The sequence below is a fragment of the Clavibacter sp. VKM Ac-2873 genome, from assembly GCF_015351075.1.
Classification (GTDB): domain Bacteria; phylum Actinomycetota; class Actinomycetes; order Actinomycetales; family Microbacteriaceae; genus Clavibacter.
The window spans coordinates 1,481,854-1,495,033 of record NZ_JADKRS010000001.1; the positions used below are offsets into that span (position 1 = coordinate 1,481,854).

At 72.9% G+C, this 13,180-nt stretch carries 11 protein-coding genes; 7 read left to right on the top strand and 4 right to left on the bottom strand.

Features of this window, described 5'->3' with window-relative positions:
• Positions 1–33: 33 nt before the first annotated feature.
• Entirely contained in the window at positions 34–990 is a 957-nt protein-coding gene (pheA, locus tag ITJ44_RS06935; RefSeq protein WP_194633961.1) for a prephenate dehydratase, read from the bottom strand.
• Between the two features lie 49 nt (positions 991–1,039).
• On the opposite strand from pheA, the gene pgm reads away from it, so the two are divergent.
• Both pgm and ITJ44_RS06945 read left to right on the top strand, forming a co-directional pair.
• Positions 1,040–2,680, top strand: a complete 1,641-nt coding sequence (gene pgm / locus ITJ44_RS06940) for a phosphoglucomutase (alpha-D-glucose-1,6-bisphosphate-dependent) (protein ID WP_194633962.1) — start codon at positions 1,040–1,042, stop codon at positions 2,678–2,680.
• A 64-nt stretch (positions 2,681–2,744) separates the two neighbouring features.
• On the top strand, positions 2,745–3,242 hold the full coding sequence (locus tag ITJ44_RS06945; protein WP_194633963.1) for a DUF2809 domain-containing protein: 498 nt from the start codon (positions 2,745–2,747) through the stop codon (positions 3,240–3,242).
• Here the strand turns inward: ITJ44_RS06945 and ITJ44_RS06950 are convergent.
• Entirely contained in the window at positions 3,239–4,135 is an 897-nt protein-coding gene (locus tag ITJ44_RS06950; RefSeq protein ID WP_194633964.1) for an amidase domain-containing protein, read from the bottom strand. The genes ITJ44_RS06945 and ITJ44_RS06950 overlap by 4 nt on opposite strands.
• 104 nt (positions 4,136–4,239) lie before the next feature.
• Here ITJ44_RS06950 and ITJ44_RS06955 point away from each other — a divergent pair, with 104 nt between their 5' ends.
• Positions 4,240–4,524 (top strand): GNAT family N-acetyltransferase, encoded by a 285-nt coding sequence (locus ITJ44_RS06955; RefSeq protein WP_011931728.1) that lies wholly within the window; start codon positions 4,240–4,242, stop codon positions 4,522–4,524.
• Between the two features lie 257 nt (positions 4,525–4,781).
• Here ITJ44_RS06955 and ITJ44_RS06960 read toward each other — a convergent pair whose 3' ends face one another.
• Positions 4,782–5,831, bottom strand: coding sequence for a biotin/lipoate A/B protein ligase family protein (locus tag ITJ44_RS06960; protein WP_194633965.1), 1,050 nt, complete (start codon positions 5,829–5,831; stop codon positions 4,782–4,784).
• 78 nt (positions 5,832–5,909) lie between these two features.
• On the opposite strand from ITJ44_RS06960, the gene ITJ44_RS06965 reads away from it, so the two are divergent.
• The 4 genes from ITJ44_RS06965 (at position 5,910) to ITJ44_RS06980 (ending at position 12,337) form a co-directional block, all read left to right on the top strand.
• The gene (locus tag ITJ44_RS06965; protein WP_194633966.1) at positions 5,910–6,590 is read left to right on the top strand and encodes a Pr6Pr family membrane protein; all 681 of its coding nucleotides are present in this window, start codon (positions 5,910–5,912) and stop codon (positions 6,588–6,590) included.
• Between the two features lie 64 nt (positions 6,591–6,654).
• Positions 6,655–7,287 carry an alpha-ketoglutarate-dependent dioxygenase AlkB gene (locus ITJ44_RS06970; RefSeq protein ID WP_194633967.1) on the top strand — a complete coding sequence of 211 codons (633 nt, stop codon included), beginning with the start codon at positions 6,655–6,657 and terminating at the stop codon, positions 7,285–7,287.
• 376 nt (positions 7,288–7,663) lie between these two features.
• Positions 7,664–9,823 (top strand): phosphocholine-specific phospholipase C, encoded by a 2,160-nt coding sequence (locus tag ITJ44_RS06975; RefSeq protein ID WP_194633968.1) that lies wholly within the window; start codon positions 7,664–7,666, stop codon positions 9,821–9,823.
• A gap of 321 nt (positions 9,824–10,144) precedes the next feature.
• Positions 10,145–12,337: a phosphocholine-specific phospholipase C gene (locus ITJ44_RS06980; protein WP_194633969.1), complete on the top strand. Its 2,193-nt coding sequence runs from the start codon at positions 10,145–10,147 to the stop codon at positions 12,335–12,337.
• Between the two features lie 87 nt (positions 12,338–12,424).
• Here ITJ44_RS06980 and ITJ44_RS06985 read toward each other — a convergent pair whose 3' ends face one another.
• A complete protein-coding gene (locus ITJ44_RS06985; RefSeq protein WP_194633970.1) occupies positions 12,425–13,153 on the bottom strand; it encodes a helix-turn-helix domain-containing protein in 729 nt (242 codons plus the stop codon).
• Positions 13,154–13,180: the final 27 nt, after the last annotated feature.

A 13,180-nucleotide genomic window follows, 5' to 3' on the forward strand; every position in this document is an offset into this window, starting at 1 on the left:
GCGTCCGGGCGCGCGGCCCGCGTCGACGACGCGTCAGGCGCCGGCGCCCGGCTCGGCCGACACGATGCCGCGCAGCCAGTCGCGCGCCTCCAGGAAGACGTCGTCCTCGTAGCGGGCGCGGTAGGTGCTGGGCGTGCCGTCGGCGCGCGGGTAGGAGCCGAGGAAGGTGACGCGCGGGCTGAAGCGGCGGATCCCGAGCAGGGCGTCGGCCACGCGCTCGTCGTGCACGTGCCCCTCCGCGTCGATGACGAAGCGGTAGCGCCCGAGCTCGTCGCCGATGGGCCGCGACTGGATGAGCGCGAGGTTCACCCCGCGGGTCGCGAACTGCTCGAGGAGGTCGAGCAGGGATCCGGCGCGGTCGTCCGGGAGCTCGACGATGAGGCTCGTCTTGTCGGCGCCCGTGCGGGCGGGGAGGGTGGTGGCGCGCCCGACGAGCACGAAGCGCGTGACGGCGTTCGGGTTGTCGCCGATGCCGCGGGCGACCGCCTCGAGCGGCTGGCTCTCCGTGATCTGCGGGGGCGCGATGGCGGCGTCCGCGATCCCGTCGTCCAGCAGCGAGAGGGCGGCGGCCACGTTCGAGGACGCGGGCACGTGGCCGTGCGTCGGCAGCTCGCGCTCCAGGAAGCGGCGGCACTGGCCGTAGGCGACCGGGTGCGCGGCGACCGTGCGCACGTCGGCGAGCGCCGTGCCCGGCCGCACCACGAGGTCGAAGGCCACCGGCACGAGGTGCTCGCTGAGGATCCGCAGGCCCGGGATGTTCGCGAGCGCGTCCTGCGTGGCCGTCACGCCGCCCTCGACGGAGTTCTCGATGGCGATCATGGCGGCGACCGACGTGCCGGAGACGACGTCGGCGAGCGCCTCGGACGCGTTGTTGACCGCGCGCCAGGTGCGGCCACGGGCCGCATCCACCTGCTTCAGCGCGGCCTCGGTGAAGGTGCCCGACGGCCCGAGGTAGCTGTACGTCTCATCGGGTCGCGGGGTCTCGGCCATGCCTGCACCCTAGATGGGAATCGTCCGGGCCCGGTGCCAGGATGGATCCATGCATGACCGCGCAGGCACCGCCGCCCTCCCGTCCGACCTCATCGACATCGACGAGCTGATCCGGGCGTACCACGACCTCCACCCCGACGTGGAGGATCCCGAGCAGAAGGTGGCGTTCGGCACCAGCGGCCACCGCGGCAGCTCCCTGAATACGGCGTTCAACGAGGACCACATCCTCGCCATCACGCAGGCGATCGTGGAGTACCGGGCCGAGCAGGGCATCACGGGCCCCCTCTTCATCGGCCGCGACACCCACGGGCTCTCGAAGCCCGCAGAGGACACCGCGCTCGAGGTGCTCGTCGCCAACGGCGTCCGCGTGCTCGCCGACTCCCGCGACTCCTGGTGCCCCACCCCCGCGCTCTCGCACGCGATCCTCCGCTGGAACCGCGACGACGCCCACGGCGACGACGACGTGGCCGACGGCATCGTCGTGACCCCCAGCCACAACCCGCCGGCGGACGGCGGCTTCAAGTACAACCCGCCGCACGGCGGCCCCGCCGACTCCGACTCCACCGGCTGGATCGCCGCGCGGGCCAACGCGATCATCGCGGGCGGCCTCGTCGACGTGAAGCGCGTGGGCCTCGAGGAGGCGCGTGGGCGTGTCGAGGGCTACGACTTCCTCGGCCACTACGTGGACGACCTCGGCTCGATCATCGACATGGAGGCCATCCGGACGGCGGGTGTGCGCATCGGCGCGGACCCCCTCGGCGGCGCGTCGGTCGAGTACTGGGCCGCCATCGGCGAGCGCTACGGCCTCGACCTCGAGGTCGTGAACCCCGAGGTGGATCCCGCCTGGTCGTTCATGACGCTCGACTGGGACGGCAAGATCCGCATGGACCCGTCCTCGTCCTCCGCCATGGCGAGCGTGCTCGCGCGCAAGGACGACTTCGACATCCTCACGGGCAACGACGCGGACGCCGACCGCCACGGCATCGTCACGCCCGACGCCGGGCTCATGAACCCGAACCACTACCTCGCCGTCACCATCGACTACCTCTACGCGCACCGCCCCGCGTGGCGCTCGGACGCCGCGATCGGCAAGACGCTCGTCTCCTCCAGCGTGATCGACCGGGTCGCGGAGTCGCTCGGCCGGCGGCTCTGGGAGGTGCCGGTCGGCTTCAAGTGGTTCGTCCCCGGCCTCATCGACGGATCCGTGGGCTTCGGCGGCGAGGAGTCCGCCGGCGCGAGCTTCCTCCGCATGGACGGCACCGTCTGGACCACCGACAAGGACGGGATCCTGCTGGCGCTGCTCGCGTCGGAGATCCTCGCCGTCACGGGCAAGACGCCGAGCGTCCTCTACCGCGAGCTCACCGAGCGCTTCGGCGACCCGGTGTACGAGCGCGTGGACGCGGCCGCGACCAAGGCGCAGAAGGCCACGCTCGGCAAGCTCGACGGCGACGCCATCGCGGCCACCGAGGTCGCGGGCGACCCGATCACCGCCAAGCTCAGCACCGCGCCCGGCAACGGCGCGGCCGTCGGCGGCGTCAAGGTGGTCACCGCGAACGCGTGGTTCGCCGCGCGCCCGAGCGGCACCGAGGACGTCTACAAGATCTACGCGGAGTCCTTCGTGGGCCTCGACCACCTGCACGCCGTGCAGGCGGAGGCCAAGCGGATCGTCGACCAGGCGCTCGACGCGTAACCGGGGGTCGCGGAGGCGACGCCGCCCTGGGCGGGTTCGCATCCGAGGTGCTTACGCTGGGGGCATGCGCCATTCCGGGGATGTGGACGCGTTCGTCTGGGACGAGCCGTCGATGCACCCCGCCGACGGTCCCGCGGGCGCCGCGCCGGTCGTCGACCGGCAGGTGCGCCTCCCCGACGGCCTCGCCCGGCGCCGGATCGTGTCGCTCACCGCGCTGCTCGCCGTCGTCATCGCCGGCATGGTCGTCACGCACTCCGACGGCCGCGGCCTGTGGCCGGACGTGCTCTACGCCGCGGCCATCCACCTCGCGCTCATCGCGCTGATGCCGCGCGTCGACCCGGTGGTGCACGGGGCGGCCGTGCTCGTGTGGTGCACGGGGGTCGAGCTGCTGCAGATCACCGGCTGGCCCGCCATCTGGGCCCTGCACGTGCCGCTGTGCCGCCTGCTGATCGGCACCGGGTTCGATCCCGTCGACCTCGCGGCCTACGCGGTCGGCGTGCTGCTCGTGCTCCTCGCCGACCGGCTCCTCCGGGGCGGCCGGGGCGCCGGCGACGTGCGCTAGGCCACGCTCCAGAAGTGGACCTCGGCGCCCGGGTGCTCCGTCGTGATGGTCGCGTCGAGGTCGCGGTAGTCGTTGTCGAGGTTGTGGCCGACCATCTTCACGACGTTGCCGCCGTCCTTCGGCTCGATGGCCGAGACGATCTGCGTGTGGTCGGGAGAGGAGTTGCGGTTCCAGTCGAAGATGACGATGTCGCCGACCTTCAGCTGGTCGCGGTCGGCGAGCTCGAGGCGCTTCACGCCGAGCGTCGACGCGTTGGCGGCGAGCCACTTGTCGAACGTGGGCACGTGGATCCACGCGTAGGTCCAGTCGGAGCCGCCGCCGCGGTTGTGCCACGCGTCCGTCATCTGCCACCCGCGCTGGATGAGGGACTGGCTCACGAAGTTGACGCAGTCGCCGCCGGACGAGTTGAAGTTCCCGTACTCCTGGAGGTTGTAGGCGTCCCAGTGCGCGAGCGCGTACTGCAGCTGCTTGTCGACCGGGGTCTGGGCGGCGTACGCGGCGGTCGCGGCGGTGAGCGGGGCGTCGCCGGCCATGACCTGGATGTCGGCGGAGCGGTCCTCGTAGTCGGTCGAGCGGGGCGCCACGACCGTGACGGACCCATCGCCCGCGACCTTCAGGTCGGTGCCCGCGGTGCCCGCGAACATGACGGCGGTGGCGCCGGCGAGGCCGGCGCCCGTGAGCGTGACGGTCTCGCCGCCCGACACCGAGAGGGTCGCGGGCTCCACGGAGGAGACGGCGGGCGAGGATGCGGATGCCGCGGGCTGTCCGTCGGCTCCCGCGCCGAGGGTCGCGCGGGGCGCGGGCTCCTGGCGGGTGCATGCGGCGAGCGCGGCGGTCACGGGGAGCGCGAGCGCGGCGGCGAGGATGCTGCGGCGGCGGATGTCGGCGATCACGTGCTGCCTTCGGGTCGGGGGCGCGCCCGGGATGCCGGACCCCACCAGGGTAACCCCGGGCCCTGCGGATCGACTCCGCGCGACACCGCGCCTAGTGTGGCGGGATGAGCGTCGACGTGACCCACGACCCCGACGGCTCGCGCTACACGCTGTGGCTCGACGGCGAGCGCGCGGGCTTCGCGGACTACCTGATCCAGGGCGATCGCATCGTCTTCACCCACACGGAGGTCGACCCCGCGAAGCGGCGCGGCGGCCTCGGCGGCGAGCTGGTGCGGGCGGCGCTCGACGACGTGCGCGGCGGATCCCGCACGGTCGTGGCCGCGTGCCCGTTCGTCGCGGAGTGGATCGACGAGCACCCCGACTACCGGGAGCTGCTCGAGCGGGGCTGAGCGGGTTCGCTCGCGAGGCGCACGCATGCGCCTCGCGAGTCCGCTCCCCCCGACGGGTCTCCCCGTCGCCCGCGGTCGCGAGCGGAGCCTCCGGGGAGGTTCGATCGGACCGCAGCCGCCGCTCGGCCCCGCGGGGCCGGAAGGACGACGAGGTGACTCTAGGCGCGCGGATCCGGGTGGGAGCTGGGCCCGTCGCCGGGCGGACAGGTCCGACATGGAGCGGACAACCGGGCTTCGCCAGGCGGACAGTCCCCCGTTCAGGGGACGCGGGTGAGCCACTCCGGGGTCGAGAACTTGTCCTGCACCAGCTGGCGCGTCTTCGCCCATTCCTCCGGCGTCACGCGTCCCGGCTTCCCGCCGTAGAGGCCCGTGAACGTGTCCTTCATCCGGTCGATGATGTCGGCACGGCTCATGCCCGTCTGGCTGCGGAGCGGATCGACGCGCTTGGCGGCGCTCGTGATGCCCTTGTCGCTGATCTTCTCGCGGCCGATGCGGAGCACCTGCACCATCTTCTCGCCGTCCATGTCGTAGCTCATGGTGACGTGGTGCAGCACGGCTCCCGCACCCAGGCGCTTCTGCGCCGCCCCGCCGATCTTGCCGGTGGGGCTCGTGATGTCGTTGAGCGGCTGGTACGACGCGTCGATGCCGAGCGAGCGGAGCGCGGTGATGACCCACTCGTCGAGGTAGGCGTAGGAGTCCGCGAACGTCATGCCCTGCACGAGGTCGACGGGGGCGTAGATCGAGTACGTGATGACGGCGCCCGCCTCCATGTACATGGCGCCGCCGCCGGAGACGCGGCGCACGACGTCGAAGCCGTGGGCAGCGGCCTGCTCGGCGTCGACCTCGTTGCGCAGCGACTGGAAGCTGCCGATGACGACGGCCGGCTGCTCCCACTCCCAGATGCGGAGGGTGGGGTTCCGGCGACCGGCGCCGACCTCCTCGGCGAGCACCTGATCCAGGGCCATCTGCTCGACCGGGCGGTAGGCGCGGTCGTGGATGACCTCCCACTCGTAGTCGCCCCAGTTCGTGGCGCGGGCGAGCGAGCGGCGGATCGCGACGGCGACGGCCTCGGGCGAGAACCCGAGGAGCGTGGCCTCCGGGGGGAGCGCGCGGCGGATGGCGGCGGTGATCGCGGCGGCGTCGCTGTCCTCCGGGAGCCCGTTGACGGCGCCGTCGATGGCCTCGAGCGCGTCGTCCGGCTCGAGGAAGAAGTCACCCGCGAGGCGGAAGTCGGAGATGCGGCCGTCGGTCACGTCCAGGTCGACCACGACGAGCTTGCCGCCGGGGACCTTGTACTCACCATGCATCTGGCCAGCCTAGGCCGCGGCGCCGGCCGCGAGCGGTACCCGCATCGTCGCGGCGCCGCGGATGTGGGACGGTGGGTCGTGCGCATCACCTGGGCTGTCGTCCGCCTCCTCACCGCCCTGGCCGCGCTGGTCGCCGTCACGAGCCAGTACGTCGTGAGCTCCTCGTACTGGCGGAGCATCGGGGTGGAGGGCATCTGGGGCAAGACGGTCGACTTCCTCATGTACTTCACGATCGAGTCGAACCTGCTGGCGGCGGTGGTCATGGGCGCGGGGGCCGTGCGGCTGCTGCGTCGGGCGCCCGCCCCCGGCCGCGGCGGGACGACGCTCCGGCTGGCGGCCACCACGTACATGGTCACGACGGGGATCGTCTACAACGTCCTGCTGCGCGGCCTGCCGACGGCCCCCGGCGGCAACCTCCCGTGGGCGAACGAGGTGCTGCACGTGGCCGTGCCGCTGCTCGTGCTGCTCGACTGGCTGCTCGCGCCCGACCGTCGGGCGCTCGGGTACGGCGCGGTCGGCCGGGTCGTGGTCTTCCCCCTGATCTGGGTCGCGGTGACGCTCGCCCGCGGGCCGTTCACGGGCAACGAGATCACGGGAGCGGCGACCTACTACCCGTACCCCTTCCTGGATCCCGCGACGGGCGGCGGCGGGTACGGGACGGTGGCGATCTGGGTCGCCGTCATCGCCGCGCTGATCTGCGGGCTGACGCTGCTGCTGACGTGGGCCGGGCGCCGGGCGTCCCGCGATCGGGCGGTCTGACCGCCTCCTCCACCACCCGATGGCGTTCGAACATGCGTTCGAACATCCGGGCTATGCTCGCGCCATGAGCATCGCATTCCAGGCCTCCCTCTTCGACGACCTCCAGGCGGAGCCGGGCCTCGGCGCGCTCGGCGCGGAGGTCGAGCGGCTCGAGCTGGGGCAGGGTGCGTGGCTCGACATCCGGCCCGGCTGGGTCAGCGACTCGGACGCGCTGTTCGAGCGCCTCGTGGAGGACGTCGAGTGGACGGCCGACACGCGGCTGATGCACGGCCGCGTCGTCGAGGTGCCGCGCCTGCTCTCCTGGTTCGGGCCGCGCGCGACCCTGCCCGCACCCGTGCTCGTCGAGGCACGCGACGCGCTCAACGAGCACTACGGCCGCCCGACCGGGCAGGTGCTCGAGACCGCGGGGCTGTGCTTCTACCGCACCGGCGACGACAGCGTCGCGTGGCACGGCGACCGCGTGGGGCGCGCCATCGACCGCGACACCATGGTCGCCATCGTCTCGGTGGGCGCGGCGCGCACGCTCTCGCTGCGGCCGAAGGGCGGCGGCGAGGTGCGGCGGTTCCCGCTCGGCCACGGCGACCTCGTCGTCATGGGCGGCAGCGCGCAGCGCACGCACGAGCACGCCATCCTCAAGACCCAGAAGGCCGTGGGACCGCGCATCAGCATCCAGTTCCGTCCGGTCTGGCCCGCCTGAGGCGAGGGCCACCGCGGCGACCCACCCCCCGTTCAGGGGGTGTTCCGCGCGTGATCACCGGAGGTGACGCGGCGTTCCCCCTCGGCGCCCATACTCGCTGACGACAGCGACGTCTCGCTGACGACAGCGACGTCTCGTCGTCGACCGCGACGTCTCGTCGTCGACCGCGACGTCGAGCCGCTGTCGGCGTCGTCGACGACCCGGGCGCGATCCGCATCGGGCCGTGCTCTCGGCCCGCGTCCCCGCACCGCCCTCTCCGCAGCATCCCTCCCCGTCACCTGCCCGCGACGCGTCGCCCCCGACGCGTCGCGCGCACCGTGATCCCGTTCGCGCGCCCGCTGGCGCGCGCCCGCGCCTGGAAGAAGGACATCACCCCGTGAACACCTCCCCCCTCGACCCGCATCCCGACGACCGCACCGGCGACGCCGCCCCTCCCCTGGATCCCTCGCACCCCTACCGCGGCGGGATCCGTCCGGGCGTCAGCCGCCGCACCCTCCTGATGAGCGGAGCCGCCGCGATCATGGCCGGCGTCGCCGCCGGATCCGCGACGGGCACCGCGAGCGCCACCGCCGCGACCGCCTCCGCACGCCGGAACCTCACCCGCTCGATCAAGGACGTCGAGCACGTCGTGATCCTCATGCAGGAGAACCGCTCCTTCGACCACTACTACGGCACCTTCCCCGGCGTCCGCGGCTTCAGCGACAAGCAGGCCGTCGAGTACCCCGGCGGCGGCACGGTGTTCGCCCAGCCCGACGCCACCCGCACGGACGGCGGCCACCTGCTCCCGTTCCCCCTCGACTCCGCGAACCACAACGCGCAGGGCGCCGGCAGCCTCAACCACTCGTGGAAGGGCGGGCACGCGGCCTGGAACAAGGGCGCGTGGGACAACTGGGTGGTCGCGAAGACGCAGCAGACGATGGGGTACTTCACGAAGGACGACGTGCCCTTCCACCACGCCCTCGCGTCCGCTTTCACCATCGCCGACCACTACCACTGCTCCCTCATCGGCCCGACGACACCGAACCGGCTCTACCAGTGGACCGGCACGATCGACCCGGAGGGGAAGGCGGGAGGCCCGATCATCAGCAACCCGGAGCCGTACGAGCCGGTCTTCCGCTGGACCACCTACCAGGAGCGCCTCAGCCAGGCGGGCATCACCTGGAGGACCTACGCGAACGACGAGGTGGGCGACCCGGACGAGGCGCCCTACGTCGGCGACTACGGCTGCAACCCGCTCTGGCAGTTCCAGCAGTACCACGACGCGTTCGCCTCCTCGGATCCCGCGGTACGCCAGCTCGCCATCGACGGCGGCCTGCACGACGGGTGGAAGCCGGACTCGGGCCGGGGCCTCGACGTGTCGTACCTCCTGCAGCAGTTCGGCGCCGACGCGGCCGCGAACACGCTGCCCCAGGTCTCGTACGTGGTGTCGCCCTACGGCTGGAGCGAGCACCCCGAGGCGAGCCCCGACTACGGCGCGCACTACACGAACGCCGTGATCCAGGCGCTCATGAGCAACCCCGACACGTGGGCGAGCACCGTGCTGCTGCTGAACTACGACGAGAACGACGGCTACTTCGACCACCTGCTCCCGCCGCTCGCCGAGCCGGGGACGCGGGACGAGTACGTCGGCGGGCTCCCGATCGGCTACGGCACGCGCGTGCCGCTCACGGTCGTCTCGCCGTGGAGCCGCGGCGGCTGGGTCGACTCCGAGGTGTTCGACCACACCTCGATCATCCGGTTCCTCGAGACCTGGACGGGCGTGCACGAGCCGAACATCTCCGACTGGCGCCGCACGATCTCCGGCGACCTCACCTCGTGCTTCGACTTCGCGCACCCCGACTTCTCGATCCCCACGGCCGACCAGGTCCTGCCGCTCAGCGAGACCCGCATGCTCCTCGCGGCGGCGGACGCGGATCTCGCGAAGCCGCCCGTGCAGGAGCCGGCCGCCGGCGCGCAGGTGATGCCGTCCCAGGATCCGGGCACCATGCGCCGGCGCCCGCTGGCCTCCCGCCAGGACGCCGACGTGACGGTGGACCGCGGCACCGGGGCGATCACCCTGACGATGCGGAACGCCGGCCGGCAGGGCGTCTCGCACCAGGTGTTCCCGAACATCGCCCTGCCCTTCGCCAGCACCCCGTTCACGCTCGCGCCGGGCGGCTCGGCGACGTACGCGTGGGACAGCGCGGCGCACGCGGGCGCGTACGACTTCAGCGTCTACGGGCCCGATCGGTTCCTCCGCCGCTTCGCCGGCACCGTGATCCCGGCGGGAACCGACGACGTGCCCGTGCCCGTGGTCACGGCCGAGGCCCTTGCGGACGGGAAGCCGCACCTGCGGCTGACGCTCGGCAACGAGGGCTCGCCCTCGGTGGACTACACGATGACGTCGAACGACTTCATCGAGCGCGTGCGGCACGAGACCGTGAAGCCCGGCCGCAGCACGACCGTGAGGTGGCCGCTCGACCGGTGGGGCTACTACGACGTGATCGTCGAGGCGCCGGGCGGGTTCCGCCACCGCTTCGCCGGCCGCGTCGAGTAGCCGCGTCGCCCGCGCTCCGGGAGCGCGGGCGACGCCACCTGCCTGTTCAGGGATCGTTCCCACCCGCGTCACGCCAGGTGACGCGCTGTTCCGACGGCGGCCGCATACTCGCGCCTGGCACGGCGTCGTCCCCGCGCGATCCGCACCCGGACGTCATCCCCGGTCGTGCCGGCGCCCGGGCGGCACCCCGCCCCCGGCGCCCGGGATCCGCACCGCCCCGCTCCATCGCACCCGCATCCCCCGCCGCGCCCGGACCCTCCCGGAGCGCCGGGCCCCCGCCTGCGCGCGACGCCAGGCACGACAGGAAGAAGGACAGCCACCGTGAGCACCTCCAAGCCCGAAGAGCACGCCCCGGACGTCGACCTCGCGGCCGGCGTCGACGCCGCACCCCCGCTCGACCCCTCGCGCCAGTACCGCGGCGCCGTCCGTCCCGGCGTCAGCCGCCGCACGGTCCTGGTGGGCGGAGCCGCCGCGATCATGGCCGGCGTGGCCGCGGGATCCGTCGCCGGCACGGGCACCGCGAGCGCCACCGCCGCGACCGCCACCGCCGCGACCGCCGCCGCCCGCCGGAACCTCACCCGCTCGATCAAGGACGTCGAGCACGTCGTGATCCTCATGCAGGAGAACCGCTCCTTCGACCACTACTACGGCACCTTCCCCGGCGTCCGCGGCTTCAGCGACAAGCAGGCCGTCGAGTACCCCGGCGGCGGCACGGTGTTCGCCCAGCCCGACGCGAGCCGCCCCGACGGCGGCCGGATGCTCCCCTTCCCGCTGGACTCGTCCCGCTTCAACGCGCAGGGCGCCGGCGGCCTCGACCACTCCTGGAAGGGCGGGCACCAGGCCTGGAACAAGGGCGCCTGGGACAACTGGGTCGTCGCCAAGAGCGAGCAGACCATGGGCTACTTCACCCAGGACGACCTCCCGTTCCACCACGCGCTCGCCTCGGCTTTCACGATCGCGGACCACTACCACTGCTCCCTCATCGGCCCGACGACCCCGAACCGGCTCTTCCAGTGGACCGGCACGATCGACGCCCGCGGCAAGGCCGGCGGCCCCGCCATCGACAACCCCGACGACTACGCGCCCGTCTTCGCCTGGAAGACGTACCCCGAGCGCCTCCGGGAGGCCGGGGTCACGTGGAAGACCTACGCGAACGACGAGGTCGGCGACGACGGCACGCACCCCTACGTCGGCGACTACGGCGACAACCCGCTGTGGCTCTTCCACCAGTACCACGAGGCGCTCGCGTCCTCGGATCCCGCCACGCGTCAGCTCGCGCTCGACGGCGGCCTGCACGACGGCTGGAAGCCGGACTCGGGCAAGGGCCTCGACGTGACGCACCTGCTCGAGGAGTTCGGGAAGGACGCCGCGGCGAACACCCTGCCGGCCGTGTCGTACGTCGTGGCGCCGTACGGGTGGAGCGAGCACCCGAAGGCGAGCCCGGACTACGGCGCGCACTACACGAACGCCGTGATCCAGGCGCTCATGAGCAACCCCGACACCTGGGCGAGCACCGTGCTGCTGCTGAACTACGACGAGAACGACGGCTACTTCGACCACCAGCTGCCGCCGCTCGCCGAGCCCGGCACGGCCGACGAGTACGTCGACGGCCTGCCCGTCGGCTACGGCACGCGCGTGCCGATGACGGTGGTGTCCCCGTGGAGCCGCGGCGGCTGGGTGGACTCGCAGGTGTTCGACCACACCTCGGTGATCCGGTTCCTGGAGACCTGGACGGGCGTGCACGAGCCGAACATCTCCGACTGGCGCCGCACGATCTCCGGCGACCTCACCTCGTGCTTCGACTTCGCGCACCCGGACTTCTCGATCCCGTCGGCCGCGGAGGTGCTGCCGATGAGCGCGACCCAGGCGCTCGTCGCGGCCGCCGACGCCGACATGGCGAAGCCGCCCGTGCGGGAGCCCGCGGTGGGCGCCCAGCGGATGCCCGCGCAGGAGGACGGCACCATGCGCCACCGCCCGCTCCCCTACCGGCAGGACGCGGACGTGGCGGTCGACCGGGCGACCGGCCGGGTCACGCTGACGATGCGGAACGCCGGCCGGCAGGGCGTCTCGCACCAGGTGTTCCCCAACATCGCGCTGCCGTTCGCGTCGACGCCCTTCACCGTGGCGCCGCGCGGGAAGGCCGCCTACACGTGGGAGAGCTCGGCGCACGCGGGGGCGTACGACTTCAGCCTCTACGGGCCCGACCGGTTCCTGCGTCGCTTCGCGGGAACGGTGATCGCGGCGGGGACGAGCGACGTGCCCGTGCCCCGGGTCTCGGCCGAGACGATCCCCGGCGGCAAGGGCGTGCTGCGGCTCACGCTCGCGAACGACGGCACCCCCTCGGTGCACTACACGCTCACGGCCAACGACTTCATCACGCGCGAGCGCCACGAGACGGTGAAGCCCGGACGCAGCACGACGGTGAACTGGCCGGTGGACGAGTGGGGCTACTACGACGTGGTGGTCACCGACGGCGCCGGCTTCCGCTACCGGTACGCGGGTCGCGTGGAGTAGCGCGGCACGTGGCACGACGACGCCGGCCGGATCCGCGAGGGTCCGGCCGGCGTCGTCGTGCGCGGGGCGCGTCAGGCGCGGGGCGCGTCAGGCGCGGGCGCGGTCCTCGTCCTCATCCGCGACGGCGGCCTTCGCTCGGCGTGCGGAGCCGACGTGCGCCTCGGCGGCGTCCGGGCGCCCGGCCTCCACGAGCTCCAGGTCGAGCGGCCGGGCGGCGCGCACGACGGCGTCCGCGTCGTCGATCCCGATGCCGACGAGGATGGGGATCCAGAGGCTGCGCAGGCGCTCCGCACCGTCCCACTCGACCAGCCGCGGAGATCGGTAGGAGAGCACGCCGAAGGTGGCGCTGAGCAGGACGTCGACGACGGCGTCGAGGTCGGCGGCGCGGATGCCCCGCACCGCGAGCTCCGCCTCCAGGTGCTGCCGGGTGAACCCCCACACGTCGAAGCGGCGCTCGACCGCGAGGCCGAGTCGGGGCATGTCCTGCAGGAGCCGGATGGCGCCCGCGGCGACGGGGCAGACCTCGACGGTGCTGGCGCCCGTGAGGAGGAAGACGATGAGCTCGTGCAGCGCCCCGGGCCGGTCGAGCGCCGCCTCGATGCGGAGCCAGCGCTCCTCCTGGTCCTCGACGACCGCGCCCGCGAGGCTCTCCTTGGAGGCGAAGAGGTGGTACCCGATGGCGGACTTGGGCTTGCCCATCGCCTCGGCCACGCGCGAGAACGACGTGCCCTCGTACCCGTGGGCCGCGAACTGGGCTCCCGCCGCCTCGACGATCTCGCGCCGTGCCCGGGACACCGCCGCCTGCCGCTGGTTCATGTCGCTCCTGTCCGCTCCCGCACGGGA